The sequence below is a fragment of the Caldicellulosiruptor morganii genome (assembly GCF_026810225.1).
Lineage (GTDB): Bacteria > Bacillota > Thermoanaerobacteria > Caldicellulosiruptorales > Caldicellulosiruptoraceae > Caldicellulosiruptor > Caldicellulosiruptor morganii.
On record NZ_CP113865.1, the window covers coordinates 193,247 to 220,000 of the forward strand.

Consider the following 26,754-nt stretch of genomic DNA (forward strand, 5'->3'; position numbering starts at 1 on the left):
AAAATATTTCTGGGTGATGTTAAATGTACAAAACACAAAAAAATCATATAAGATGTGATAAGAAAACATACAAACTTTTGCGAAAGCTCTGTCACTTTTCAAAAAACCTGTACAACTATGCCCTGTATCATATAAGACAGCACTATTTTCAAACCCATGAACACCTGCGATATGAAAGTGTATATCACATTGCAAAAGGCAACGAAAACTACAGACTTTTGCCATCACAGGTTGCCCAGCAGACACTTATTTCGGTGGATGAATCTTTTAAATCTTTTTTGAACCTTTTGAAAGCCAAAAAAGAAGGAAAGATAAAATAGAGAGTTTTAATGCCAAAGTATCTGCCCAAGGAAGGAATGTATCAGATAGTTTTCCCAAAAGACCAGTTAAAAGTAGAAGACAGAAAAGTGAGACTTAGTCTTGGCAGAAGTTTTTCAAAGGAATTTGGGGTAAGATACTTATATTTTGATTTGCCAAAAAACATTGCAGGCAAAAAGATTAAGGAAGTCAGGATAATCTCGAGATACCATGGGAAATGGTTTGAGATTGAGTATGTGTATGAGGAAAAAGAGCAGGATTGTAAGCTTGACAGAAGCAGGATTTTGGCAATAGACCTTGGTTTAAACAACTTTGCAGCGCTTACGGATACCATTGGGACTGCCTTTTTGATAGAGGGCAGGTTTTTGAAATCAGTCAACCGATGGTACAACAAGGAAAAAGCAAGACTGCAGAGTGTATACTCCAAACAGGGAATCAAATATGGTTCAAAACTTGCTCAAGTTTCTTTAAAAAGACAGCATATAGTTGATAACTTTTTAAATCAGGCTGTAAACGTTGTAGTTAAGCACTGTCTGGAAAATAAAATAGGAGTAGTTGTTGTGGGTAATATGAAAGAGATAAAGAAGGAGATAGAACTGGGGAAGGTGAACAATCAGAACTTTGTGGGAATCCCATACAAGAGGTTTAAGGGAAAATTAGAAGCAAAGTGCAGGTTATATGGTATAGAGTATATAGAGGTAGAGGGAAGCTACACATCACAGAGGTGCAGCAGATGTGGGGTGGTTGACAAGAGTAACAGAAAGCACAGGGGCTTGTATGTATGCAAGAAATGTGGGAATGTATTGAATGCAGATATAAATGGAGCGATAAACATACTTTTGAAGGTAGCTGGTGAGTCTGCGATAAAGCAAATAATCAGTAGCGGGTGTGTGAACCATCCTGTGAGAATAAGGGTAGCTTAAAATGCTACCAAACTTCTCGCGAAGCCTCCACCTCTACAGGTGGATGGTAGTTCACTATATCAGGATTGGTTTGTACTTTCAAAATTTTTTTGCAAGCTCCAAGAACTCTTCCTTTGGCATAGGCTTTCCAAACAGATAACCCTGGCCAAAGTCGCACATGAAGCTTTTTAAAAGCTCGGCCTGTTTTTCATTTTCTATTCCTTCAGCAACAACTTTCAGCTCCAGAATATGAGAAAGGTCAATAAGACTTTTTGCTATTTTTTGCTCTTTCTGGTCGTCTGTCATGTTTTGTATAAAACTTCTGTCAATCTTGACAACATCAATGGGTAGCTGCTTTAAGTAGTTCAAAGATGAATAACCTGTTCCAAAATCGTCCAGCAGGATTTTGATCCGGTTTTTCTTCAGGCTATTCAGTATATCAATTGTATTTTGCGGGTCAACCATTGCAACAGACTCTGTAATTTCTATTCCAAGTGAGGAAGGTTCTACTTTGAAATTGTCAATAGATGAAAGAATAGACTCAACAAAGCTTGCGCTTGAAAATTCTCTGAGAGAAACATTTACAGAGACATAGAAATTTCCATTTAGAGTTTGCATGAAGTGGCCAAGGTCAAAAAGAGCTCTTTTTACCACCCACTTACCTATCTGAGAAATAAGCCCTGTTTGCTCGGCAATGGGGATAAACTCAAGAGGTGGAATAAAACCTTTTTCGGGGTGTATCCACCTGATGAGTGCTTCTGCGCCGGCTATTTTCATATTGTTCAAATTGATTATTGGCTGATAATACAGAACAAACTCTTCGTTCTCAACAGCTTTTTTCAGGCTTTGTTCAAACTCAAATCGCTTTTGCAAAATTTCATCCATTTGCAAACTGTAAAAACAGTATGTATTCTTCCCTTTTTCTTTTGCACTCAAAAGCGCTTTGTCTGCGTTTTTAAGAAGTGTCATGGCATCGCTACCGTCTGATGGGTAAATAGAAATCCCCATGCTCGGTGTGATGTAAAAATCATAGTCCATAACATCCCATGGTCTGGAAAATGAGTCAAAAATTTTGTAGATAAAATAGTTAAGTATGTTCAAATCAATAAAGTTGTAAAGAATAATGGCAAATTCATCGCCTGTGATACGAGCAACAAAGCCATTTTCGCCTATTGTTTGTTTTAGCCTGTTTGCAATTTCTCGCAGGACAATATCACCCGTTTCATGACCAAGTGTGTTGTTGATTTTTCCAAAATTATCAATATCAATATAGATAAGAGCAAGCTGCTGCCCTTTAAAGGCAGCTTCTTTTATGAACTTTTCAAGCATGAGCAGAAAATGATTCCTGTTGGGAAGACCTGTTAAAGTGTCAAAATATGCAAGCTCTCTGACTTTTTCCTGATTCTTTACAAGCTTTTTGTATTGAACAATTAGCTTTTCCTTTGTCTGGGCAAGCTCATCATTGGTTTTTTGCAGATTATCAAGAGCATTTTGCAGCCTATTTTCGGATACATACAGTGTGTAGAGCTTGTTGCGAATGAGAATGTACAAAAGACTTGCTGTGATTGTTACAAAGAAAGCGCCTTTTAACATTGAAAGAATGGAATAAAGTTTGGTGCTGGTTGATATAAAATTCAAAGCATAGTCAGAGGCAATAATCCACAAAATACTAACAGCTGCATAGATTATTGCAATTTTAAATGCGTAATTGTTAGCTTTGCAGTTTAGGTCTCTATCATGATTTTTCATTTTTAATTCTTCACCACATTCTAATATAAATTCTAAGTATATTTATACCCATTATAAGGTAAATAAAAACCATAAATTCAATCCTGATTATTGACATATGCCAGAAATGAATATAAAATAAAAGGGCAAAGGGAAACTTTACTGTAAGGAGAGATTTGAGTTGAGAGAAAATGTGATGCATCCCATTGCCAAAAATGAGTTTACCGATGTTAAAAAGATTTACGCGGTTGTCAGTGGCAAAGGCGGGGTTGGCAAAAGCCTTGTTACCTCCCTTTTGGCTGTAGGTTTGAGAAGAGAAGGGTTTGAGGTCGGAGTGTTTGATGCTGACATTACAGGTCTATCCATTCCGAAGATTTTCGGGGTAAATGGTGCAAAAGTTGATTCTGACTCAAAAGCAATTTATCCGGTTAGAACTCACAATGATATAAGAATAATGTCAATGAACCTGCTTTTAAATAAAGAGGATGCACCTGTTATCTGGAGAGGGCCACTCATTGCAAAAACAATAGAACAGTTCTGGACAGAGGTTGGATGGGGTGTACTGGATTATCTTTTGATTGACATGCCACCCGGCACAGGTGATGTTGTTCTGACAGTTTTTCAGTCAATCCCGATTGATGGAATAATAATTGTAACATCACCTCAGGACCTTGTATCTTTGATAGTCAAAAAAGCCTACAACATGGCAAAACAAATGGATATACCAATTGTGGGAATTGTTGAGAATATGAGCTACGCAATATGTCCTCATTGCGGCAAAGAGATTGAAATCTTTGGTAAAAGCAAATTGGAAAGCATAGCTAAGGATTTGAATTTAAAAATCCTGGGCAGGGTTCCAGTAGACCCAGAACTTACCAAACTCTGTGATGAGGGCGAAATTGAGAAGGCAAGAAATCTGTATCTGGATTCCTGTTTGGAGGTTTTGAAAAAGGAGATTGAAAAGGACTAAAAAGCTTATGAAGTGGCTTTTTTAAGATAGCTTTAAATTTTTTTAAACTGCAAATCTTGGCTTTTTTTTGGTAGCTTGAGTGCCCCTGTGAGTACACGGGGCAAAATTTTTTTCAAAAAAGTTATTGACATATGCCAAAAACAGAGTATAATTATAATTAGCATATGCCAATAACAAAAATCAAAAATTGTTCTGGAGGTGAAAAACATGCCTTGGGGTTTTGGACCTGCATGGGCAGGAAGAGGATTTGCAAGAGGCTCTGGCAGAGGTTTTGGTGGAGGTTATGGCAGAGGTCTTGGAGTTTGCAAATGGCTGTATTTTAATCAATCCAGCGATGTTCCTTTTGCTAAAGAGGCTTTAGAGTATGAGAAGCAGGTTTTGGAGCAGAGGTTAAAGTTGATTGACAAGCTTCTTTCAAATGATCAGAAGCAGGAGTAGAAGCTAAAATTGCTTTTAAGGGGGGCTTTCTTAACCAAATTTTATGCCCCCCGAATAATTTTCAATTTTAAAATATGGTGAAATGATATGGAAGTGTATAAAAAAAGGCTGCTTAGAAATAATCAAATATGTGAAATAATACTTCACAGTTTAAAAGAAAATAACAATATTATAAGAAAAGAAGATTTAATAACAAAATTGAAAAATATAGCAAGTTTGAGCACTATATATAGAGGAATAAGCAGATTGGAGAAAAGAGGATTGATAGTGGTATTTGACGTTGCCGGTGATAAATATATTGCCGGCACTGGTGACCGAGAAGAGAGCTATAGTTTGGTCTTCTTTGTTTGTGATGTTTGTCATAGAATATTCTGGCTAAAGCTTAGCAACAAAGCGCTTGAGAAGATAAAAACAAAGATTAAAGAGCTTTACGATTTTGACTCAAAATTTATACTGTACGAATTTCACGGGGTTTGCAAAAGTTGCTTGCTTGTCAAAAGTAAAAATTCATTGAGTTCGAAAAAGAAGGAGGAAGAGTTTTGTGAAAATAGCAGTTATGCTAATGGGTAACAAAATAAGCCCGCACTTTGGAGGAAGTGAAAGAGTTTGCATATATACAGTCGAAAATGGTGCTGTAGTAAACAAAGAATATTTTGACATGCCGGAGCACAGAGCGGGTATTTTTGCAAAGTTTGTAAAAGAAAAAGGAGCAGAGGTTGTTATTGCAGGTTCAATGGGTGAGAGGGCAAGATATATTTTCGATAGTCTTGGCATAAAGTACTTCATAGGTGTTCTGGGCTCTCCGGATGAAGCGGTGGAAAAGCTGTTAAAAGGTGAGCTAAAATCAAATCTGGCAATTGCTGATGAAATTCATGAAAGAGAAGAAGGAATGCATCATCATTCACATGGTTCCCATGAACATTTCCATGGTCATTTGCACAGGCATAGAAAAGACTTTTGAGATTTTTAGTACCGGTTTTTAGAAAAATAAATGGGCTTTAAAAAAATTTGTGGTATAATCTAAATGAAAGACTAAAGATAGCTTTAAGACAAAAAGTATAAACAGAATTTTCTTAAAAGTGATGGGCAGGAGAAAAGTCCTGCCTTTTTGTTAATAAAATTTTTGAAAAAGGGGGACTTTTATTTGCCAAGACCTGTAAGATGCAGAAGGGTTGAGTTTTTGCCAAAGTTCAGGTATTTTGCACCATCTGATAAAGCAGAAGATGAAGTTTTGCTTAAAATAGAGGAGCTTGAGGCAATAAGGCTCAAAGATTTGCTGGGACTTATGCAGGAAGAATGTGCACAGAAGATGCAAATCTCGCGCCAGACATTTCAGCTTATATTGGAACAGGCACGGAAAAAGGTTGCAGATGCACTGATAAACGGCAAAGCCATAAGAATTGAAGGCGGCAACTATGTTTTTGGAAGTTGCAGCTATGTTTGCCTAAATTGCGGAAAAGTCTTTGAGTCGGACAAATGCGAATGTCCTGAATGCCACTCGGACAGGGTTGTATGTCAGAAAGGCAAAGGGAAGGGGCATTGCTTCAGACACCACGGCAGAAACTGATGGATATAAAAAGAGGCTGGGTGAAAAAACCAGCCTCTATATTTTTGCATTTTTTGCCTAAACCACAAAAAGAATCAAATAAAACACAAAAAGCAAAATTACTCCGAGCGGAAGACCAAGCCGTACCCATTCTTTGCTTTTGATTTCCAGCTTGCTTGATGCAATTATATTTGGAATGTTGCCCTGAATCAAAATACCACCGCTTGCAAGAAGGCTCAAAAGTATGGCTTTTACTTGGCTTTCTGCAAGACCTGGTGTGATCTCGGCGGCTGCCACAGTTGCATTGTCAAGGGCTGCTGAGATAACGTTTATCCAGAACAGAAGTTTATCTCCCAGGTTAACAACATATTTATCAATAAAAGGTTTAAAACCATTGCCCAATAGTTCAAGTGCAATGATGAACATAAAAATTTTTCCGGCCCTCACTGCTACGTCCTTTCTTGCTTCAAGTTCTAAAATAGCCCTCTCCTCAGCCTTCAAGATAGCTTCTTCTTCTGTCAGAAGCTCTTCAACAGGTACAAGAATATATCCTCTTTTTCTCTCATAAAGCAAAATAAAGTAGCTCAAAAGTGAGAGGATAACTATGGTGGGTATTATATAAACACCGAGAATCTCAAATAAGTACAAAAAGCTGGCATTTAACGAACTTACCACAATTGTGGAAAGTGGTTCTCCAACCGGTGTTAAGGCTGCACCAAATCCTATAGAAAAGCATCCTATTACTGCTATTTTGACCTTTGTTTTGTGTTTAAGTGGCAAAAGGTGAATTATTTCCACCAGTATAAGTGTGGCAACAATTGCAGTTATGATGCTTGATATAAGCCCGAGAACCAAAATTACAATAGATACAAAAATCTCTATTCTAATTTTACCCAGAATAGAATTTATTACAGATATAAATTTGCTGACAGTGAGGTTAAACACAAAACCCATTACAAGAACAACCGCTGTCACAAGATAGAGAAGATAATTGCTAAATACATCTTTTAGAAGATGCAACGACAGAGTTTTGGAAACAACTGTTGCAATTATACCCATTACAAGCAAAAATAGCTCCAGATTGTGTTCAATCTTTCGAAAAATAAAAGGCAATATAAAGACAAGAAGCAGAATTGTTATAAGTAAAATATCAACCAAGTCAATTAACCCCCTATTCGTTTTTAAACACGAGCTAAGCTTTACATTGAAAATCATACTTCAATGATACCATGAAAAATTGTGCGATGCAAGATATTGACAGGATGGTTTTGGATTGAAAACTACATATTTTGGAGAGGATTGTTAATGTAGCTTTAAATATGGTATAATTAAAATTAAAAGAGTTTAATTTTAGTTTTTTGAGGTGTATAAAATTGATTTCAAGAAAAAAAGCGAAAATACACATTGCAGAATCAGACGTGCCAAATATGGAAGCAAAAATAGAGTTAATTAAAAAATATTTAGAAACTGAAACAAGGGAAAATCTCCTCTCTTTTACTATTTCTTTATTAGATGCTTTAAAGGATATACCTTTTGATTTACTCTCTGCAAGATTGAAAGATATATTAGTTGAATGGGCAGAAACAGCTGAAATCTGTCTTGATGATGAGCTTATGGATAGATTGAAAGAAGCAGAGGAAGAGTTTAAATCGGGTGGCAGTATTAAATGGGAACATCCGACAAATTCGACATAATACTTTCCAAAAATGCATATAAATATCTGCAGAGGTTACCCCAAAATATCAAAAAGAGGATTGCGAATATTTTAGAAGAAGAATTATCACAAAACTCGTTTTCCTCCTCTAAAATTAAACCATTACATGGCAAATTAGAAGGTTTTTATAGATACAAAGAAGGCGATTTGAGGATAATATATAAGGTGGAGAAAGAGCAGCTTACAGTTTACATCTATGAGATCGGCCCAAGAGGGGATATTTATAAAAAGTAAAGACCAAAAATATGAAAATAAATATAAAATCTTAGCACTCCTTTTAAAAAGCTGAATTCCCAGGGAAAAGACCTGGGATACGGGGGAACCAATTTTTACTGGGGTGAATCAGAAGCAAAAAGCTTCTGTAGGGCTAACCCTTTCGGCCCGAACCCGTCAGCTAACCTCGGAAGCTTTGAAAGGGGAGGCAAAAGAGTTTTTGTGCCTTTTTGTCCAAAAAAGGAGGCGCTTTTTTGCCTTTGATTTCAAAGCAGCCAGATTCCGGGGTTATGGAGTTTGGCTGCTTTTATTTTTATAAAACACCCGGGCGTTAAATTTTGAAAGGAGGTATTTGATAAATGGAAAAATTGGATGTTATTAATAACAGAGAAAGGTTTGAAAAGTTAAAAGAGGCAATTCAGGACTACTTAGATGTAAGAAGCACAATCAAAACAGGCATAGAAGATGAGGAAAGGATTGAATACCAGAAGAAAAAGATACTTTCATACCTTGGTGGCACAGAGAATGACTGGAAAAACTACAAATGGCAGCTTAGAAATAGAATAACAAATGCAAAGCAGCTAAAAGAACTTTTGAATCTTGATGAGAAAGAGGCAGAGAAAATAGCAGAGGTTGTCAGGGTTTATCGTTTTGCAATCTCTCCTTATTATCTCTCTTTGATTGACCCGGATAGCCCTGATTGCCCGGTAAAAAAGCAATCGGTACCAAGCAGCTTAGAGCTCATTGAAAAAGGTGAGCTTGACCCAATGGACGAAGAGCACACATCCCCGACAAAGATTATCACACAGCGCTATCCAGACAGGCTCATAATAAAGGTTACAAACATATGTGGAATGTTTTGCAGGTTCTGCCAGCGAAGAAGGCTGATTGGCGAGACAGATACTCACGCATCGCTTGATGACATCAAAGAGGCAGTTGACTATGTTGAGCAAAACCCAAATATAAGAGATGTTCTGATTACAGGCGGGGATGCTTTGATGCTTTCTGATGAAATTTTAGAGTGGATTTTAAGGTCACTGCGGCAGATTCCTCATGTTGAGATAATACGAATTGGCACACGGGCACCTGTAACTCTTCCCCAGAGAATTACAAAAGAGCTTGTTGAGATGATAAAAAAATATCATCCTGTTTATATAAACACCCATTTTAACCACCCGCGTGAGATTACAAAAGAATCAAAAAGAGCATGTGAGATGCTTGCAGACGCCGGTGTGCCACTTGGCAACCAGATGGTACTTTTAAATGGAGTCAATAACGACAAATACGTTGTGAGAAAGCTAAACCAGGAGCTTTTGAAGATCCGGGTAAAGCCATATTACATCTTTCATCCAAAAAGGGTAAAAGGCACATCACATTTCTGGGTGACAATTGAAGAGGGGATGGAGATAATTGAAAGCTTAAGGGGCAGAACCTCTGGTATGGCAGTGCCAACATATATCATAAACGCACCAAAGGGGAAGGGCAAAACCCCAATCATGCCAAATTATCTTCTGTACTTTGGCAAAGACAAAGTTGTGTTTAGAAACTGGGAAGGTGAGGTTTTTGAGGTGGAGAATGGGTAATAATCTTTAATACTAAACTTGGCGAAATTGTAATGAGTGGTATCATGCAATTTTGAAGAAATAAATTGTGCTTTATCTTCCCAGCCTGCAAAAGAATCAAATAGGCTTAGCTAAAGTGTGACAAAGCAAATTGTTAAGGCAACACAAAAGGTAAGTATTCATAACGTTCAAATTGAATCAAGAAGAAACGCATTAAAAAAGCTCAATGATGTAATAAGAAAATATGCACATGTGATAGTGTATTTGGTTTTAGGTATATTGGTTATCAATGCATTTGTAATAAGAGGAAGTAAAGGCTGCAAAGCCTTTTTCTTTTCTTTAATATTTTGCTTTCTTTATGCTGCAACTGATGAAATACACCAAATATTTGTTTCAGGAAGAGGGGCAAAAGCAACTGATGTTTTAATTGATGGTATTGGAGCTTTGATGGGAATTGTAATTTACAAATTCATGTTCAAAATATATCAAAAGACTAAAACAGAATCTTCACCAAAACGATTATAACCACCCACAGTAAAATACCTATCAAAAGTCCATTTTTTAACCCTCTAAAAAAATTGGGCGATGGCATTGCTTTAAAATTTTCCTTTAAATTTTCTTATGTTATATATTATTCATTGTCTTTTAATTTTTTATTCCACAATTCCCATTGCACTTTTCAATATCTTATCATAGTCCATTTCCTTCTTGGGAAACTCATACACCTTTTTGCCCTCTCTCAAAACAAGAATCCTATCACACATGCCAATTAGCTCTGAAAATTCAGAGGAGATAAAGATAATTGCACAGCCAATTCGCGCAAGTTCGTTTATGATATTATATACCTCAACCTTTGATGCTAAATCCAGACCCTTTGTTGGTTCATCCAGAATAAACACTATCGACTGGGAAAATAACCACTTTGCAATCAAAACCTTTTGCTGATTGCCCCCAGAAAGAGTTGCTATCTTTTGAGAGATTTCCTTTGGCTTTATCCCAGGTCGCTTTATAAAAAAATTTTCTTAAAAAACAAAAAGGCTGGGCAGAAAAAACTGTCCAACCCTTTGTTTTTACTCACCAATTTTTCTTCCAAAAATCATATAAGCAGTATGGCCTATCATCCTGTCATCGGGCCTTAACCTTTCTGGTACAGACTTGTACTGGCGGGTTAAAATCTCAACCACTTCGGATACATAGAACCTGTGCTCTTCCAGAGCTTTTAGAGTTTCTGCAACCTGATTTGTTGTGGGAACAAGTATACCCAAATGCCCGGCAGGCTTTAGTGCCTTTCTTATTTCGGGTATTGCCTCTTGTGGCTCTCTTATGTCCAGGAAAAATGCATCCAAATCTCTTTCCTCTATACCATCAAGGATTGATTTATTGTGCATCACAACATTGTCAAATTTTGAAAAACTTTTAATATTTTTTTCTGCTTTTTTATAAAACTCTTCTCTTTGCTCATATGTGTACACCTTTCCCTCAGGCCCCACAGCCATGGAAAGATACAGGGCAAAAGCACCCGAGCCAGTACCTGCCTCACCAACTCTTTTTCCAGGGTTTATATCAAGGCGCATGAGTATGTATGCCCCATCTTTTGGGTAAACAATCTGGGTATGGCGCTTTAAATAGTGCATGACATAGTCAAATGTGTCGCATGGAAATACATAATATTCAACATCGTTTGCAACAAAACTGCCACCTGGTGGTATCTGGGCTAAAGAAGTAGAGTCTATATAACCTGTTGGCAGATTTATTCTCTTTGGCACAGTTATATCAACAACTTTTTTGAATCCTTCTGGACCAATTATAACCCTTTTTGTTTCAAATCCCTGGTGCAATTGGTAACCCCCTTTTCAAAGCAAAATCTTCATTAATACTAAAAAATTACATAATAAATTGCGCAAATGATAGGTAAGAGTCTGTTAATATCAAAAAACAAAGGTATCAAGAATATTTAATACTACATTTTTATAAAATAATCAACTATATCCTCAAGCCCAACAAGCCCTATAACTTTTCCATTGTCTAAAACAGGCACAGCTGAGATGTCGTTTTCGCGCAGAAGCTTTGCAACATGCTTTATATCATCATTTATGTCAGCAGTGATTACCGCCTTTGTCATTGCAAGCTCAACAGGATATGTTTCAAAATGCCCGGGCTGACTTAAGAACCTGTATATATCAGCTTTCACTATAATACCTTTCAAAAAGTCATCCTGGTCAACAATAACCGCAACACTTTTCTTTCTTTTTTGCATCTGATCTAAAGCATACTTTACTGTGTCGTTTGGGGAAAGCTTTATAAAATCCTGGTTAATGATGTTTGAAAGCATTATTCTATCTCCTCCAGATTTAAATTTTAATTTTACTTTCTTAAAAATCTTCCTCTAATTATTTATTATATACCCAAAAGTTTTTATCTCTTAAAAAATTTTATCAAGTGTATTGACTTTTAGTCAATTTTGTTTATATAAATCATGACTATTAGTCAAATGTTAAACAGAGGTAAAAACAGCAAATTCAAAATTAAAAGCTTCTGGAAATAGCTTTTGGGGCTTTTGCACATTCAGGTAGACTGAGGCAAAAGCCCTCTTTTTTTGACGATTAAACTATAGTATTATAAACTTATACATCTCAAAAAAAGAGGTGCTCTGTTTTGGTATCAAATCTTAAAATTATCTTCATGTGCATAACACTCATTCTTTCGCTGGGCTTTCCGGTTTTGCTGGCTGTGGTTGTTGTAAAAAAGCACTCGGTAGTTTTAAAATCAATTTTAATAGGGGCGCTGGTATTTTTCATTTTTCAGATTGTTCTGAGAATTCCAATGCTTCAGATTTTGTCAAAGCAAAGCTACTTTGTAGAATTTTCTAAACATTATCTTATGTATTCAATCTTTCTGGGACTGACAGCCGGAATTTTTAAAGAGGTTGGTAGATACATTGGTTTTAAAGGGTTTTTAAAGGACAGGCTAAACTATAAAAATGGTCTTGCTTACGGTGTTGGACACGGTGGAATTGAATCAATTTTAATTGTCGGTTTGAGCTATATTAATAACATTGTGTATGCTTTTTTAATTAACTTTGGCATTTTGGATGTCCTTTTAAAAGGCAAGGTTTCTCCTGATATGATCAGGGCTATAAAAAGTGCACTTGTTGAAACGCCTGCTTCGGCTTTTCTTCTTGCCGGTTTTGAAAGAGTTTTCACAATGGCAATTCAGATTGCTCTTTCGCTTTTGGTACTTGTAGCTTTGAAGAAAGGTAAGCTTTTTTATCTTGTGCTTGCAATATTGCTTCACACAATCATTGATGCACCTGCTGCATATATGTCATTATTAAAAGTTAATATGTTTGCTATTGAGCTTGTAGTTTTGCTATGGGCTGTGTTGAGCCTGGTCTACATTATGAGGTGGAAAGACATTTATAAAATGCAAGAAAGCTAAAAGGGTTGAAAGAAAGATATTTATAAAAAATTGAGTTTACCTCTGAGGTGCCAATTTATGAGCAAGTGAACTGTGCAAAGCTGGGTGCCATGTTTATCAAAAATATAGCAAGAAGACTCCGTCTTCCACAAGATGGAGATGAATTGCTAAAAATGTGATAAAATATTTCTGGGTGATGTCAAGTGTACAAAACACAAAAAAATCATATAAGATGTGATAAACAAACATACAAACTTTTGCGAAAGCTCTGTCACTTTTCAAAAAACCTGTACAACTTTGCTCTGTATCATATAAGACAGCACTATTTTCAAACTCATGAATATTTGCGATATGAAAGTGTATATCACATTGCAAAAGGCAACGAAAACTACAGACTTTTGCCATCACAGGTTGCCCAGCAGACACTTATTTCGGTGGATGAATCTTTTAAATCTTTTTTGAACCTTTTGAAAGCCAAAAAGGAAGGAAAGATAAAAGAGAAAGTTTTAATGCCAAAGTATCTGCCCAAGGAAGGGATGTATCAGATAGTTTTCCCAAAAGACCAGTTAAAAGTAGAAGACAGAAAAGTGAGACTTAGTCTTGGCAGAAGTTTTTCAAAGGAGTTTGGGGTAAGATACTTATATTTTGAATTACCCAAAAATATTGCAGGAAAAAAGATTAAGGAAGTCAGGATAATCTCGAGATACCATGGGAAATGGTTTGAGATTGAGTATGTGTATGAGGAAAAAGAGCAGGATTGTAAGCTTGACAGAAGCAGGATTTTGGCAATAGACCTTGGTTTAAACAACTTTGCAGCGCTTACGGATACCATTGGGACTGCCTTTTTGATAGAGGGCAGGTTTTTGAAATCAGTCAACCGATGGTACAACAAGGAAAAAGCAAGACTGCAGAGTGTATACTCCAAACAGGGAATCAAATATGGTTCAAAACTTGCTCAAGTTTCTCTTAAAAGGCAGCATATAGTTGAGAACTTTTTAAATCAGGCTGTAAACGTTGTAGTTAAGCACTGTCTGGAAAATAAAATAGGAGTAGTTGTTGTGGGCAGGATGAAAGAGATAAAGCAGGGTATAGAGCTTGGGAAGGTGAACAATCAGAACTTTGTTGGGATACCGTACAAGAAGTTTAAGAGAAAATTAGAAGCAAAGTGCAGGTTGTATGGAATAGAGTATGTGGAGGTAGAGGGAAGCTACACATTACAGAGGTGCAGCAGATGTGGGGTGGTTGACAAGAGTAACAGAAAGCACAGGGGCTTGTATGTGTGCAAGAAATGTGGAAATGTGGTGAATGCGGATATAAATGGAGCGATAAACATACTTTTAAAGGTAGCTGGTGAGTCTGCGAAAGAGCAGATAGCCAGAAGTAGCTGTGTGAACCACCCTGTGAGAATAAGGGTAGCTTAAAATGCTGCCAAACTTCTCTACGTCGCCTTCACCTCTTCAGGTGGATGGTAGTTTACTGGTTTTCTAATAATTGGTATTTTGTTTGCAGCGGTTGTTGTGAGTTTGGTTTTGATTTGATTTTCTCTGATTTATGCTTACGTAAAGATGTGGTATAATAATACTGTAACGATTGATTTCACTATTCTATAAAATTTGATTACTAAGGAGAATTAGTTAAAAATGGACAATGAAAACAAGGAAAAACTTCCTTCAAAAGAGCATGATTCTACTTTTAAGCTTCTTTTTGAAAATCCTAAGGATGTTTATCTTTTGGTGAGCAAAATCATAAACTACAGTTGGGCAAGTGAAATACGCGAAAGCTCAATTGAAGTAAAAAAGACAAATTATATTACAAAGGAGTTTTCGCAAGTAGAAGCAGATGTTATAGCTAAAGCAAGGTTGAAAGATAGAGATATATTTATATATTGATAGAAAATCAATCAACTGTAGCGAAGGATATGCCCGAAAGGTTATTACGATATATGATTTCGATATGGGCAGAGGAAATACGAAATGGTGTTAAAAAACTGCCAGCTATTGTTCCTATTGTTGTTTACAATGGACTTGATAGAAGGTGGGAAGTACCCACAGATATAATTGGAGCATTTGATATTTTCAAAAATGATATTTTCAAGTACAAAGTTGTAGATATTGCTCAAGTTGACATTAAAAGTTACTTAAAAGAGGAAGATGTTTTAACACCAATAATTTTCTATTTAGAACAGGTGAGAAATGACAGTAATGAATTAATTCGCAGATTACAAGAAATAAAACAAAGCTTAAAAAAGCTGAGTTTTAATAATATCGAAAGGTTTTTGCTATGGTCACAGAATGTTATAAGACCAAGATTAGGTGAGGAACAAAAGAAAGAATATGACAGGATTGTTGAGAGAGTAAAACAAAAGGGGGTGGAGCTAATGGGTGAGTTTGTGTCAAATGTGGCAAGACTTTTGGATGAAACAAAAACAAAAGAGTTTTTAGCAGGGGTTCAACAAGGAATTCAACAAGGTATCCAGCAAGAGAGAATAGAGACTGCAAAAAGGATGATTCAGTTAGGAATTTCATACGAGGTTATATCCAGGGCGACTAACCTGAGCATTGAAGAGATTGAAAAAATAGCACGAGAAATGCTGAGCTGAGGTCCAGAACAACTAAAAAAGATTTTATACACAGAATTTCTTGCACAATGTACTTCAAAGTGCTATACTAAAAAGTGAAAAATTAAATAAAGTGGTTTTAAGGGGGAGCTGAGCGGGGCAAAGCTCGGCTGAGAGTAGGCACTGAAAAATCCCCGTGCCTTGACCCTTTGAACCTGATCCGGGTAATGCCGGCGAAGGGAAAAAAGAGCAGAAAATAAAAAGCCTTTAATGCTATAAAGTCCGGCATTAAAGGCTTTTCTGTTTATAAACGCTTTATTTTTGGATTCAAATAAAAAGAAGCTGCCGGCAGTGGCAGCTTTTTGTTTTAAGCAACACTTTTTTAAACTACCTTTTAGTTTACAAAAAGGCTTGAGAGGCAGGTGATAACTTTGCTCATAAGAGTAAATGACAGAGAAATGGAGTTTTGCGGTACTATTATGGAGCTTTTGCTAAGTGTTAATCTAAATCCTGAAACGTGTGCAGTTCTGGTAAACGGTGAGATTGTGAAGAAAAATGAATGGGAAAGCTTTGTATTAAAAGATGGGGACTATGTTGAGATTGTGAGCTTTGTTGGCGGCGGCTAAGAGCCAGAAAGCGCATTGCACAGACTTAATTCAAATCAAAGAAAAATTACAGAGAAAGGAGATGCTTAAATGTTTGAAATTGGTGGCAAAATCTTAAAATCAAGGCTTTTTGTTGGAACAGGCAAGCTTCCTGATTACAGCCTGATTGAAAAGATGTACTATGAAGCTGGCGTTGAAGTTTTTGCTGTTGCAGTTCGCAGAATAGGTCCAAATACCAGACATACCAGAAATGTTCTGGAGTATATTCCAAAAGATGCAGTAGTTATGGTAAACACATCGGGTGCGCAGGACCACAGGGAGGCAGTAAAGATTGCTATGATTGGGAGAGAGCTTACAAATTCTGACTGGGTAAAGGTTGAGATTGAAAAGGACACCAAATATCTTTTCCCGGATGGTTTTGAGACGCTGAAAGCCTGTGAAATCCTTGTAAAAGAAGGATTCAAAGTGTTTCCTTATATCTACCCCGACTTAAACCTTGCAAAGGAGCTTGAACAGATTGGAGTTGAGGCTGTCATGCCACTTGGCTCACCGATTGGCACAAACAAAGGGATTGGCTGTGAAGTGCTTTTAAAGCCCATTATAAACGAGGTCAAAATCCCTGTTATAATTGATGCAGGGATTGGAAGACCATCCCATGCAGCACAGGCAATGGAGATGGGAGCAGATGCTGTTTTGATTAACACTGCAATTGCAACCTCAGCTGACCCTCTCAGAATGGCAATGGCATTTGCAAAGGCAGTTGAGGCAGGAAGACTTGCTTTTGAGGTTGGAATTTTGAAAGAGCATGAGTATGCTCAGGCATCATCACCGCTTGAGGATTTCATAGGCGGCTAAAAATTTTTTAAAAAAGAAGGTGCTTATCAAAAATGAATGGCTTTTTGAAAGAGGCAGAAAAGCTTATTAAAGAGTACAAAGACTATGTCCCTTCCCACAAAGAAGTCTGCAGAATTTTAGAAAAGGAGTTTTTGACAAAAGAGGATCTGGCAAAGCTTTTGAACGTAAGTAGCAAAGAGGATATAATGCTCATGGCAAAAAAAGCGCAAAAGCTCACTCGCGAGAACTTTGGGAAAGTGGTTCTTCTGTATGCCCCGCTTTACATTGCAAATTACTGCCAGAACGGCTGTGTTTACTGTGGATTTTCATACAGCAAAAACTATAAAAGAGAAAAGCTGAGCTTTGAAGAGATTGAAAATGAGCTTGAAAAAATGAAGGAAGAAGGAATTGACTCTGTTATAATTCTCACAGGCGAGGACAGAATCAACTCTTCGTTTGAGTACATTGAAAAAGCATGCAGTATTGCAACTGAATTTATGTCGGAGGTTTCAATTGAGGTATACCCTCTTTATGAAGAAGAATACAGAAGACTTTCAAACATTGGTGTTGTGGGCATTACAATATATCAGGAGACATACCAGAAGGATAATTATCAGAAACTTCATCCATTTGGTCCCAAAAAAGACTTTGAATTCAGGCTAAATGCACCTGAAAGGGCACTGAAAGCTGGATTTCACGAGGCATGTGTAGGGCCTCTTCTTGGGCTTTCTGAGCCCAGAAAAGATGTTTTGTGCGCAATACTTCATGCAGAGCATTTGCTTGAAAAATTCCCAAAAGCTGAAATTTCAATTTCCTTTCCAAGATTCAGAAGCGCCGGCACAGACTTTGTGCCCTCATACACAGTCTCTGACAGAGAATTTATCAAATTTTTGGTAATTGCAAGGCTGTATCTTCCGAGGGTTGGAATTGTGCTGTCAACAAGGGAGTCGCCTTTACTTCGCGATGCTTTGCTTGATGTTTGTATAACAAAGATGTCGGCGGGATCCAAAACCACAGTTGGCGGGTATGCAAAAGAGAAGGATGAAGATGCCGGGGCTCAGTTTGAGGTGGAAGATAGAAGAAGTGTGTCTGAAGTTGTGGATGTTATAATTAAAAAAGGACTGAGACCCGAGTTTACAAACTGGGTGAAGGGTGTGAAAGGTATATGAGCCTGTTTGACATGATGCTTAAAAACTACTTTGATGAAAAGATGCTTGAAAAGCTCTCAAAAGTAAAGGTTCTTATAATTGGCTGTGGAGGGCTTGGTTCCAACATTGCTGTCATGCTTGTTCGAAGTGGTATTAAAAACCTTACAATTGTTGACTTTGACAGGGTAGATATTTTGAACCTCAACAGGCAGAACTTTTTCTTCTACCAGGCAGGACAGGAAAAGGTGTCAGCCCTCAAAGACATTCTTGAGAAGATAAATCCGTATGTGACTGTGAAAGCTTTGAATATGAAAATTGATGAGTCAAACATAGACCATTTGATTTTGCAACATGACATAATTGTTGAGGCGGTTGACGGCGAGCAGACAAAAATGCTCATCTTCAAAAAAGCTTTTGAACATGGCAAAAAAGTTGTTATGGCATCTGGCATTGCAGGGTTTGGCGATTGTGAGAATATAAAAATCAAGCGTGGCAAAAACTTTTCGGTTGTGGGTGATTTTGTGACATCAATCAAGGATAAAAAACCTTTTGCGCCAAAGGTAATGGCAGTTGCTGCTATGCAGGCAGATGAGGTTTTGAGGATGGTGAGTGAGCTTGAATAAAGAAGAGAAACTGCAGCTTTTTAGAACTTACAACATCTATGGCCTGACAGTTGAGAAATTTTCAAATGGAAGGTCTAATATAGAGGTTGTAAAAGCAATGCTTGAGGGTGGGATAAAAATAATCCAGTACAGGGAAAAGTACAAAAGCCTTAAAGAAAAGTATGAAGAGTGCCTGCAAATAAGACAGCTTACAGAGCAGTACGGTGCGCTTTTGATAGTGAACGACCATGCTGACCTTTGCCTGATGGTTGGTGCAGATGGTGTTCACTTGGGGCAGGAGGACTATCCGGTAAAAGAGGTAAGAAAGATTTTGGGCGAAGACTATATAATCGGTGTTACAGCCCATACAAAAGAGCAGGTTGAAAAGGCGGCAGAAGATGGGGCTGACTATGTTGGGCTGGGGCCTGTGTTTGCAAGCTTTACAAAAGACAGACCCCACCCGCCAATTGGCATTGAAATGGTCAGCTGGGCAGCAAAAAACTGCAGCCTGCCTTTTGTTGCAATAGGTGGAATAAAAGAGCACAATCTAAAAGATGTGCTTGATGCGGGCGCAAAGTGTGTAAGCCTTGTGACAGAGATTGTAGGCAGCGATGACATTTTAAAAAAAATAAAAAGACTCTGGGATATTATAAAAGAGTTTGAAAGGAGCTGACAAAGAGAATGAAAACCCAGATGACATATGCAAAAGAGGGAATGTTTACACGCGAGATGGAGCTTGCAATCAAAAATGAAGAGATAGATAAAGAAGAGCTTTTGCAAAAAGTAGCAGAGGGCAAGATTGTCATTCCTGCAAACAGAAACAGGAAAAGAGAAAAATATTTTGCAATTGGAGAGGGAACATATGTAAAGATAAATGTAAATATTGGCGTGTCTGAGGCATGTCCAAACTTTGATGTTGAAGTTCAAAAGCTTGAGATTGCAGAAAAGTTTGATGTTGAATCTGTGATGGATTTATCCAGCGGGCTTGATGCTTCAAACTTCAGAAAATACATCCTTCAAAACTATGATTTTATAGTGGGCACAGTCCCGGTTTACCAAGTTGCATCAAGGCACGATGATATCACAAAAGTTGACAGCAAAGAGTTTTTGGAGGAGATTGAAAGACAGGCAGAAGAAGGGGTTGACTTTTTCACAATCCATGCAGGAATTACAAGAAGGACTTTGGAGAGGTTTGAAAAAAATGATAGGTTGCTGAAGATTGTTTCAAGAGGCGGTGCACTTTTGTACAGGTGGATGCTGGCAAACCAAAAAGAAAACCCGCTTTATGAACACTTTGATGAGATTCTAAAAATATGCAAAAAACATGATGTTACAATTAGCCTTGGAGATAGTCTCAGACCGGGTGCGGTCCATGATGCAACAGATGCACTTCAGATAGAAGAGCTTATAAACCTTGGCGAGCTTACAAAAATGGCATGGAAAGAGGATGTGCAGGTTATGATTGAAGGACCGGGGCACATGAGAGCAAACGAGATTGCAGCAAACATGGTCATTCAAAAAAGGCTTTGCCACGGTGCACCGTTTTATGTTTTAGGACCTCTTACAACAGACATAGCAGCAGGGTATGACCACATATCAGGTGCGATGGGTGCGCTCATTGCAGCTTTAAATGGTGCAGATTTTCTTTGCTATGTGACACCTGCTGAACACCTGAGGCTTCCATCTTTGGATGATGTTAAAGAAGGAATTGTTGCATTCAAGATTGCCGCGCACAGCGCTAATATTGCAAAAGGCTTTAAAAAGCCGCTTGAAAAAGACATTGAGATGTCAATTGCAAGAAGAGACCTTGACTGGGAGAAGATGATAAGCCTTTCGATTGACCCGCAGAAGGCAAGAGAGTACAGAAGCACCTACCCTTCTGATACATGCTCTATGTGCGGAAAACTTTGTGCTGTGAAAAATTCAAAGGATGAAGCAATTTTGTAGTGAGAGATTTGCCGTATTTAAATTTTTCTGGGGAGCTGAAGAGGGTGAAAAAGGTTCTTATAATTGCCGGATTTGACCCGTCAGGCGGAGCTGGCATTGTGCTTGACACAAAGGTTGTAAGGTCACTTGGCGAGTATGCAGCCTCTTTGATTACCTGCCTGACAGTTCAAACAACAGAAAGGGTTTATGGTGCACTTCCCATAGACCCTGATTTTTTTGAGTATCAGTTTGGGAAGCTTGTTGAAGATATAAAGCCGGATAGTGTCAAGATTGGGCTTCTTGGAAGCGAAGATATTGCAAGGGCTGTACTGAAAAACATCAAAAGGTATAATCTCAAAAACATTGTGTGTGACCCGGTTTTGAAATCAACAAGTGGGTTTGAGTTTGGTAAAGATGAGTTTGTAGAGTTTTTGAAAAGCGAGTTTTTTAAAGTTTGCAGTGTCATCACACCGAACAAACAGGAAGCAGAGGCAATTTTTGATTTGAAAATTGAAAATTTTGAAGGAGATATTCTAAGCTCTATTCAGGAAAAGATGAACAAGATGGGTATAAAATTATGCGTTTTAAAGGGTGGGCATCTGGATAGCTATCTTGCAGAAGATGTCCTGATAACACAGAAAAGCATTTACAAAGTGGCATCAAGAAGGAAAGGCTCAACAGATAGCATTCACGGAACTGGCTGTGCCTTTTCATCTGCGTTTGCCACTTTCCTTGCAAAGGGATATAATATGTATGGTGCGCTAAAACAGACAAAGAATTTTGTTTCAAACCTGATACACAGTTCAATAAAGGTAGGTAAGGGAAGGCTTGTTTTAAATCCTTGAAGATACACAGGAAAATTGGCTGCAGAATATTAATGGGAAGGGGCATTGCAAGGTGGCAATAAAGTTTGAGCTAATCAAAAAGAGCAAAAAATCCAATGCAAGACGGGGAAGACTTTACACACCACATGGAGTCATTGAAACACCGGTTTTTATGCCGGTTGGGACACAGGCAACAGTCAAGGCTATTATGCACAGGGACCTTTATGAGATGGGGACGCAGATTATTCTGGCAAACACATACCATTTGTATCTCAGACCGGGCATGGATGTGATAAAGGAAGCGGGCGGGCTTCACAGGTTCATGAACTGGCAAAAACCCATTTTGACCGACAGTGGCGGGTTTCAGGTGTTTTCACTGAGCAAGCTGAGAACAATCACAGAGGATGGAGTTGAGTTCAGATCGCACTTAGATGGTTCGCGGCACTTTTTCACACCTGAAAAGGTGATAGAGATTCAGAATATACTTGGGTCTGATATAATAATGGCATTTGATGAGTGTGTGCCATACCCTTGTGACCATGAGTATGCAAAATGGGCTGTGGAGAGGACAGCAAGGTGGCTAAAAAGGTGCAAGGCTCATCACAAAAACACAGAAAATCAGGCACTGTTTGGGATAGTGCAGGGCTCAACCTACAAAGATTTGAGGATAGAGAGTGCAAAGCGCACAGTTGAAGAGGACCTTCCAGGGTATGCGATAGGCGGGCTTTCGGTTGGAGAGCCAAAAGAGCTCATGTATGAGATGATAGAGGTGCTCCACCCTATTTTGCCGGAGAACAGACCACGATACCTCATGGGGGTTGGAACACCAGATTGCCTGTACGAGTCTGTCATCCGTGGTGTTGACATGTTCGACTGTGTGTTTGCAACCCGGACTGCCCGCAATGGCACAGTGTTTACAAAAGAGGGCAGGATGATAATCAGAAATGCCCAGTATGCAAAGGATTTCAGACCGATTGAAGAGGACTGTGACTGCTACACGTGCCAGAACTTCACCCGGGCTTATTTGAGGCATTTGATTAAAGCCGAAGAAATCCTTGGCGCAATTTTGCTTTCTATCCACAACGTGAGATTTTTGCTCAGGTTCATGGAGAAGCTGAGAAAGGATATTGAAGAGGATAGGATATAGGAGTTTTTAATTGTCCGAATAATGTATAATTTTTACAATTATTTCTGAAAATGCTATTACTCCATTTGCTGAGATAAAACAAAACCATAGTAGAGCATGATTTTTATATCTCAGTGCTGCTTCAAAAGGGATGTGCAATAAGATAGTTCCCAGGATGACAAAGCAGCCTATTAGAATCAATGGGTTTGACTCTAATTTTTCTATTATTAATAAATTTATTGAATTCATCCTATTTTCTCCTGCTACAAATAGTCTCATCCAAACATTTGAACTTAATGAAGATTGGAATTGAGCTTTTAAAAATACGAATTTGTAATAGCCAGGAACAAACTTTGTACATTTATAAAATACAATATTTAATTCTTTTCTTGACACGGTAAAATTTTAAGTTTACTATGTTATTAGTAATTTTTAAACAATTTTAATAGATATTTTGGTATTCTTTTTATGTTTTCAGGATTTATTTTGTTTTCATTACATATTTTGTGCAAAAATTTCTTAATAACAAAAAACTTTTCTATAATTATGTTTAGAGGAGTTGGGAAGAATGTTACCCAGAGTCTGCTTTGTAATTCCCTGTTTTAACGAAGAAGAAATGCTGCCTTTCACCATTCAAAAGATGGGTGAAAAACTGCAAAGCCTTATTGAAAAAGAGCTGATTTCTGATAAAAGCAAAGTTGTCTTTGTTGATGATGGAAGTAAAGATAAAACGTGGGATATAATCAAAGCTGCCACAAAGGATAATAGATTTTTGGGGGTCAAACTTTCGCGAAACTGTGGGCATCAAAACGCCCTTATGGCAGGGATGAGCTGTGCTGTAAAGTTTGCTGACTGTGTAATTACTTTGGATGCTGATTTGCAGGATGATATCAATGTTATTGATGAATTTATTCAAAAGTACAATGAAGGTTATGAGATTGTGTATGGTGTGAGAAGCAGTAGAAAAACAGATACGTTTTTCAAAAGATTTACAGCAGAGGCCTTTTATAAGCTTATGAGAGCATTTGGAGTTGAGATTGTTTTCAATCATGCTGATTACAGGCTCATGAGTAAAAGAGCGATTGAGTATCTTTTACAATTTGAAGAGAGGAATTTGTTTTTAAGAGGTATGATTCCTTTAATTGGCTTAAAATCAACAGTTGTCTACTATGAGAGGTTGGAAAGAATAGCAGGAAAGACAAAGTATCCACTCAAAAAAATGTTATCTTTTGCTTTTGAGGGAATTACATCTTTTTCTGTAAAACCTATAAAGTATATTACAGTAGCTGGGTTTTTAATGTTTTTGCTAAGCTTTATAATTCTTGTATATGCAATAGTGCAAAAAATAAAAGGACAGGTTGTTACAGGCTGGACTTCACTTACAATTTCAATCTGGTTTATTGGTGGACTTCAGCTTGTTGCGCTGGGGCTTATTGGTGAGTATATTGGTAAAATTTATAAAGAGGTCAAAAGAAGACCTTTATACTTCATTGAGGAGATAGCAGGAGATGAATAATTTTAACTATTTTGTAAAAAAGATAAATTTGTACAAAAAACAAATAATCCAGCTTGTGAAATTTTCCATAGTTGGGGTTATAAATACGGCAGTTGACTTTGCAGTATTTTTTCTTTTTTATTCTGTCTTTCATGTCAGTTACTCACTCAGTCAGGTTTTTGGATACACAAGCGGCATGATAAATAGCTTTATAATGAACAAAAAGTGGACGTTTGAAGATAAAACCACCGGCAAAATAATAATTAAAAAGCTATTGAAATTCGTTGTTACAAACCTTGTTTCATTGGGCTGCTCAATAGTTGTGTTAAAACTTTCGAAAACATACCTGTCAAATTCAATTTTAATTGCCAAAATTCTTGCAACTGTTTGTGCACAGGTAATAAACTATTTATCCTACAAATACTGGATATTCTGTAATTAATACTGCTCATAAAATTCCACCGGTCCAAAGTTAAATGCTTCTATCTTTTTCTCCAATACCAGAAACCGTCTTATATCAAAACACAGGCTGCATTTGTGAAGATAGGCTTTTTTTGGTTCATATCCAAAGTTTTCTCTGGCAAACTTGAAAAGCTCACCAACACCTTTTGTGTAGAGCATATTTACAAAGAAGTACTTTTTGCTATCAAGATCTTTTCCCAGGTCATCAATAGAAATTTTGAAACCCACACATGGGTTTGGAATAAAATTTCCAAAAAGGTCCATGTGGAAATGAGTTCTGCTGTCAAGTTCATGGCAGGGGGAAGAGTTTTCTACTATTTCATCAGCGCTCTTTTTTGGAAAGAACTCTTCAAAGGTTTTTATTGCCCTTCCATTTAATGTAAGATAATAGCGCAAAGGCAGTGCTTTTACATAGTTTTCTCCAAAGGTAGCTATGTACTCTGCAAAGGAGTGTGTTTTTTCAATGTCAAACCTTTTTATATCGGGTAAAAATCCTTCTATCCATGGGAAGATTTCAATTCCGGCTTCCTTTAAAAGGTTAATTAGCCTCAGCACTTTTTTTAGCGGAATGTATTCGTTGTGAAATGGACTTATTGAAACCAGGATTGTTTCTATTCCAAGGCTCTTTAGTTCTTTTAGCTTTTGCTTTGCCTCTTTTTCATTTTCCACCCATGATGCATTGGTTTCTATGTACTCAATGTATACTCCATTTTCATTTGCCTTTTCTACAACCTTTTTAAAACCTTCAAAGTTCAAAAAAGGCTCACCACCGCCTATATGGACAGAGTAAACTCCAAACTTTTTTAAGGTTTTAAAGATTTTGTCTGCCATCTGAGGAGTTATATACTCTTTTTTCCATGAAGGGGAGCTGTTGTAAAGGCAGTGCCTGCATCTTGATGAGCAGTAGTAATTTGTTATAACACCGCCCGAGATAAGCCTGTCAATTTTAAGATTGCCATTTGAAGCTATCATGACTTAACAAACATTCCCCTTTCTTTTCAAAAGTGCTTGTCTTTTTTTGAAAACTATTATAATATTATTATGTTAGTTTTGAGCCAAAAAATCAAATTGATAAATAGGGGGCAAAAGAACTTTATGAAACTATTTGATTTCTTATTTGAAATAGCGTTTGCGACAAACAATGCGCAGGGTTCATCAAGTCAGGCACCGGCGGGGGCTACATGGGTGCTTGTGTTCACACAGCTAATTCTTCCTCTGCTTTTGATGTTTGCTATTTTCTACTTTCTCATAATTCTTCCACAGAGAAGGAAGGAAAAGCAGTTCAGGGATATGTTAAACTCACTCATAGTTGGCGACGAAGTGGTTACAAATGGCGGTATTATTGGCAAGATTGTAAACATCAAGGATGACATTTTGACAATTGAGGTAGGGGCTGACAGGGTAAAGCTGAAGGTTTACAAGTGGGCTGTAAAAGAGGTTTTGAAGAAGGCTGAACCAAAAGATTAAAAGAAAAATGCTGTAAACTTAAAAGAAGGAATGGTTCTGAAGGATGATGGCTTCAGAGCCATTTGTTTTTAAGAACGACTTTATTTTTGATAAAGAAGGAGTTGAGATTGCCATTACAATTTCTGAGCTTCTTTCACTTCTTGAAAAATATCATCTTAAGCCGGATAAAAAACTCGGGCAGAATTTCTTGATTGATGAGAATATTGTGAGAAAGATAATAAATCTTGCAGGAATTGATCAAAAAGAGGTCCTGGAGATTGGTTCAGGACCGGGAACTCTGACAGCCTTTCTTTCTCAAAAAGCTAAAAAAGTCTTTGCTGTTGAGATTGACAAAAAGATATTGAATGTTCTGAAAGAGGTCTGTCAGAATCTTTCGAACGTAGAGATAATAAATGAGGATTTTCTTGAGCTTGATGTTAAAAAATTAACAATTGACCAAAAACTCTGTGTTGTTGGGAATCTGCCATATTATGTAACTTCACAGATTCTGTTCAGGTTATTTGAGGAAAGAGATTATATAGAGTCATTTACAATCATGGTTCAGAAAGAGGTGGCACAGCGACTTTTGGCAAAGCCCGGCTCAAAGGACTATGGTATCCTGACAGTTGCAATTAACTTTTATTGTAAAATTGAGGATTATTTTCATGTTAGCAAAAATGTATTCTATCCGCGGCCCGAGGTTGACTCAACTGTTTTGAAAGCAAGCTTCAAAGAGGATATTCCGGATATTGATGAGAGGAAATTTTTCAGAATAGTACATGCATGCTTTTCCACAAGAAGAAAGACCATTTTGAACTCTCTTTCAAATTCACTTGAGATTGAAAAGGCAGAGGTAAAAAATATACTGAATAAAGCCTGTTTGCAGGAGAATTTGAGAGCAGAGGACCTGGATCTGGAACA

General features: G+C 37.4%; 30 protein-coding genes, 2 pseudogenes and 2 riboswitches (1 of these 34 running past the window's edge). Of the genes and pseudogenes, 25 read left to right on the plus strand and 7 right to left on the minus strand.

The genetic code is table 11. The annotated features are described in order from the left end of the window. Positions 1–23 precede the first annotated feature (23 nt). Positions 24–1,241, plus strand: a pseudogene (locus OTK00_RS00900) (RNA-guided endonuclease InsQ/TnpB family protein). 78 nt (positions 1,242–1,319) lie between these two features. Here the strand turns inward: OTK00_RS00900 and OTK00_RS00905 are convergent. Next, positions 1,320–2,969 (minus strand): putative bifunctional diguanylate cyclase/phosphodiesterase, encoded by a 1,650-nt coding sequence (locus OTK00_RS00905; RefSeq protein ID WP_045168468.1) that lies wholly within the window; start codon positions 2,967–2,969, stop codon positions 1,320–1,322. Between the two features lie 160 nt (positions 2,970–3,129). Between OTK00_RS00905 and OTK00_RS00910 the strand changes: the two genes are divergently transcribed. From OTK00_RS00910 to OTK00_RS00930, 5 genes are all read left to right on the plus strand, one after another. Further along, positions 3,130–3,918, plus strand: coding sequence for an Mrp/NBP35 family ATP-binding protein (locus OTK00_RS00910; protein WP_045168467.1), 789 nt, complete (start codon positions 3,130–3,132; stop codon positions 3,916–3,918). Between the two features lie 207 nt (positions 3,919–4,125). After that, entirely contained in the window at positions 4,126–4,356 is a 231-nt protein-coding gene (locus tag OTK00_RS00915; RefSeq protein WP_045168466.1) for a DUF5320 family protein, read from the plus strand. A gap of 87 nt (positions 4,357–4,443) precedes the next feature. Next, a complete protein-coding gene (locus OTK00_RS00920; RefSeq protein ID WP_045168465.1) occupies positions 4,444–4,926 on the plus strand; it encodes a hypothetical protein in 483 nt (160 codons plus the stop codon). Next, positions 4,898–5,317: a NifB/NifX family molybdenum-iron cluster-binding protein gene (locus tag OTK00_RS00925; protein ID WP_045168464.1), complete on the plus strand. Its 420-nt coding sequence runs from the start codon at positions 4,898–4,900 to the stop codon at positions 5,315–5,317. Before OTK00_RS00920 ends, OTK00_RS00925 begins: the two co-directional genes overlap by 29 nt. Positions 5,318–5,500: 183 nt before the next feature. Beyond that, positions 5,501–5,923, plus strand: a complete 423-nt coding sequence (locus tag OTK00_RS00930; RefSeq protein ID WP_045170023.1) for a DUF134 domain-containing protein — start codon at positions 5,501–5,503, stop codon at positions 5,921–5,923. 57 nt (positions 5,924–5,980) lie between these two features. On the opposite strand, the gene OTK00_RS00935 is transcribed toward OTK00_RS00930, so the two are convergent. Beyond that, on the minus strand, positions 5,981–7,060 hold the full coding sequence (locus tag OTK00_RS00935) for a DUF1646 family protein (RefSeq protein WP_045168463.1): 1,080 nt from the start codon (positions 7,058–7,060) through the stop codon (positions 5,981–5,983). Between the two features lie 215 nt (positions 7,061–7,275). On the opposite strand from OTK00_RS00935, the gene OTK00_RS00940 reads away from it, so the two are divergent. From OTK00_RS00940 to OTK00_RS00955, 4 genes are all read left to right on the plus strand, one after another. Beyond that, positions 7,276–7,596, plus strand: a complete 321-nt coding sequence (locus OTK00_RS00940) for a hypothetical protein (RefSeq protein ID WP_045168462.1) — start codon at positions 7,276–7,278, stop codon at positions 7,594–7,596. Further along, positions 7,569–7,850 carry a type II toxin-antitoxin system RelE family toxin gene (locus OTK00_RS00945; protein WP_045168461.1) on the plus strand — a complete coding sequence of 94 codons (282 nt, stop codon included), beginning with the start codon at positions 7,569–7,571 and terminating at the stop codon, positions 7,848–7,850. Before OTK00_RS00940 ends, OTK00_RS00945 begins: the two co-directional genes overlap by 28 nt. A 39-nt stretch (positions 7,851–7,889) precedes the next feature. Continuing rightward, positions 7,890–8,040: riboswitch (cyclic di-AMP (ydaO/yuaA leader) on the plus strand. Positions 8,041–8,188: 148 nt separating this feature from the next. Then, on the plus strand, positions 8,189–9,412 hold the full coding sequence (gene eam, locus OTK00_RS00950) for a glutamate 2,3-aminomutase (RefSeq protein ID WP_045168460.1): 1,224 nt from the start codon (positions 8,189–8,191) through the stop codon (positions 9,410–9,412). A gap of 117 nt (positions 9,413–9,529) precedes the next feature. Then, positions 9,530–9,916, plus strand: coding sequence for a VanZ family protein (locus OTK00_RS00955; RefSeq protein ID WP_241765415.1), 387 nt, complete (start codon positions 9,530–9,532; stop codon positions 9,914–9,916). Positions 9,917–10,044: 128 nt separating this feature from the next. Here OTK00_RS00955 and OTK00_RS00960 read toward each other — a convergent pair whose 3' ends face one another. From OTK00_RS00960 to OTK00_RS00970, 3 genes are all read right to left on the minus strand, one after another. Continuing rightward, positions 10,045–10,401 (minus strand): ATP-binding cassette domain-containing protein, encoded by a 357-nt coding sequence (locus OTK00_RS00960; RefSeq protein ID WP_307733298.1) that lies wholly within the window; start codon positions 10,399–10,401, stop codon positions 10,045–10,047. Between the two features lie 60 nt (positions 10,402–10,461). Next, on the minus strand, positions 10,462–11,229 hold the full coding sequence (locus tag OTK00_RS00965) for a tRNA (adenine-N1)-methyltransferase (protein ID WP_045168458.1): 768 nt from the start codon (positions 11,227–11,229) through the stop codon (positions 10,462–10,464). 122 nt (positions 11,230–11,351) lie between these two features. Next, positions 11,352–11,723 (minus strand): CBS domain-containing protein, encoded by a 372-nt coding sequence (locus OTK00_RS00970; RefSeq protein WP_045168457.1) that lies wholly within the window; start codon positions 11,721–11,723, stop codon positions 11,352–11,354. A gap of 323 nt (positions 11,724–12,046) precedes the next feature. Between OTK00_RS00970 and OTK00_RS00975 the strand changes: the two genes are divergently transcribed. The 11 genes and pseudogenes from OTK00_RS00975 to tgt all read left to right on the plus strand — a co-directional run bounded on the left by OTK00_RS00975 (position 12,047) and on the right by tgt (position 22,451). Beyond that, positions 12,047–12,829 (plus strand): YhfC family intramembrane metalloprotease, encoded by a 783-nt coding sequence (locus tag OTK00_RS00975; RefSeq protein WP_045168456.1) that lies wholly within the window; start codon positions 12,047–12,049, stop codon positions 12,827–12,829. Between the two features lie 182 nt (positions 12,830–13,011). After that, positions 13,012–14,229: an RNA-guided endonuclease InsQ/TnpB family protein gene (locus OTK00_RS00980; protein ID WP_045168455.1), complete on the plus strand. Its 1,218-nt coding sequence runs from the start codon at positions 13,012–13,014 to the stop codon at positions 14,227–14,229. 219 nt (positions 14,230–14,448) lie between these two features. After that, positions 14,449–15,407, plus strand: a pseudogene (locus OTK00_RS00985) (Rpn family recombination-promoting nuclease/putative transposase). 91 nt (positions 15,408–15,498) lie between these two features. After that, a riboswitch (TPP riboswitch) is annotated at positions 15,499–15,624 on the plus strand. 172 nt (positions 15,625–15,796) lie between these two features. Then, positions 15,797–15,991 carry a sulfur carrier protein ThiS gene (gene thiS, locus OTK00_RS00990; protein ID WP_082054577.1) on the plus strand — a complete coding sequence of 65 codons (195 nt, stop codon included), beginning with the start codon at positions 15,797–15,799 and terminating at the stop codon, positions 15,989–15,991. Positions 15,992–16,060: 69 nt separating this feature from the next. Beyond that, entirely contained in the window at positions 16,061–16,825 is a 765-nt protein-coding gene (locus OTK00_RS00995; protein ID WP_045168454.1) for a thiazole synthase, read from the plus strand. Between the two features lie 32 nt (positions 16,826–16,857). Then, complete coding sequence (thiH, locus tag OTK00_RS01000) at positions 16,858–17,973, plus strand: 2-iminoacetate synthase ThiH (protein ID WP_045168453.1); 1,116 nt, start codon at positions 16,858–16,860, stop codon at positions 17,971–17,973. Beyond that, entirely contained in the window at positions 17,970–18,575 is a 606-nt protein-coding gene (thiF, locus tag OTK00_RS01005; protein ID WP_045168452.1) for a sulfur carrier protein ThiS adenylyltransferase ThiF, read from the plus strand. Before thiH ends, thiF begins: the two co-directional genes overlap by 4 nt. Further along, positions 18,562–19,227 (plus strand): thiamine phosphate synthase, encoded by a 666-nt coding sequence (gene thiE / locus OTK00_RS01010; protein ID WP_045168451.1) that lies wholly within the window; start codon positions 18,562–18,564, stop codon positions 19,225–19,227. The genes thiF and thiE overlap by 14 nt, the downstream gene beginning before the upstream one ends. Positions 19,228–19,235: 8 nt before the next feature. Next, positions 19,236–20,501 (plus strand): phosphomethylpyrimidine synthase ThiC, encoded by a 1,266-nt coding sequence (thiC, locus tag OTK00_RS01015; protein WP_045168450.1) that lies wholly within the window; start codon positions 19,236–19,238, stop codon positions 20,499–20,501. 44 nt (positions 20,502–20,545) lie between these two features. After that, positions 20,546–21,325, plus strand: coding sequence for a bifunctional hydroxymethylpyrimidine kinase/phosphomethylpyrimidine kinase (gene thiD, locus OTK00_RS01020; protein WP_045170021.1), 780 nt, complete (start codon positions 20,546–20,548; stop codon positions 21,323–21,325). Between the two features lie 52 nt (positions 21,326–21,377). Further along, complete coding sequence (tgt, locus tag OTK00_RS01025) at positions 21,378–22,451, plus strand: tRNA guanosine(34) transglycosylase Tgt (protein WP_045168449.1); 1,074 nt, start codon at positions 21,378–21,380, stop codon at positions 22,449–22,451. Positions 22,452–22,457: 6 nt separating this feature from the next. On the opposite strand, the gene OTK00_RS01030 is transcribed toward tgt, so the two are convergent. Then, positions 22,458–22,826, minus strand: a complete 369-nt coding sequence (locus OTK00_RS01030; RefSeq protein WP_268760806.1) for a hypothetical protein — start codon at positions 22,824–22,826, stop codon at positions 22,458–22,460. A 172-nt stretch (positions 22,827–22,998) separates the two neighbouring features. Here OTK00_RS01030 and OTK00_RS01035 point away from each other — a divergent pair, with 172 nt between their 5' ends. Both OTK00_RS01035 and OTK00_RS01040 read left to right on the plus strand, forming a co-directional pair. Further along, complete coding sequence (locus OTK00_RS01035; protein WP_045168447.1) at positions 22,999–23,946, plus strand: glycosyltransferase family 2 protein; 948 nt, start codon at positions 22,999–23,001, stop codon at positions 23,944–23,946. Then, positions 23,939–24,367, plus strand: a complete 429-nt coding sequence (locus OTK00_RS01040; RefSeq protein ID WP_045168446.1) for a GtrA family protein — start codon at positions 23,939–23,941, stop codon at positions 24,365–24,367. The genes OTK00_RS01035 and OTK00_RS01040 overlap by 8 nt, the downstream gene beginning before the upstream one ends. Here the strand turns inward: OTK00_RS01040 and OTK00_RS01045 are convergent. Beyond that, positions 24,364–25,359, minus strand: a complete 996-nt coding sequence (locus tag OTK00_RS01045; protein ID WP_045168445.1) for a radical SAM protein — start codon at positions 25,357–25,359, stop codon at positions 24,364–24,366. The two genes, OTK00_RS01040 and OTK00_RS01045, sit on opposite strands and share 4 nt — an antisense overlap. Before the next feature lie 123 nt (positions 25,360–25,482). On the opposite strand from OTK00_RS01045, the gene yajC reads away from it, so the two are divergent. Further along, positions 25,483–25,854 (plus strand): preprotein translocase subunit YajC, encoded by a 372-nt coding sequence (gene yajC, locus OTK00_RS01050; protein ID WP_045168444.1) that lies wholly within the window; start codon positions 25,483–25,485, stop codon positions 25,852–25,854. A gap of 43 nt (positions 25,855–25,897) precedes the next feature. Beyond that, positions 25,898–26,754, plus strand: the 5' portion of a protein-coding gene (gene rsmA, locus OTK00_RS01055; protein WP_241765414.1) for a 16S rRNA (adenine(1518)-N(6)/adenine(1519)-N(6))-dimethyltransferase RsmA. The gene runs 40 nt beyond the window's last position; 857 of the gene's 897 nt are visible here — the first part of the coding sequence; its start codon is at positions 25,898–25,900; its stop codon lies beyond the right edge, outside the window.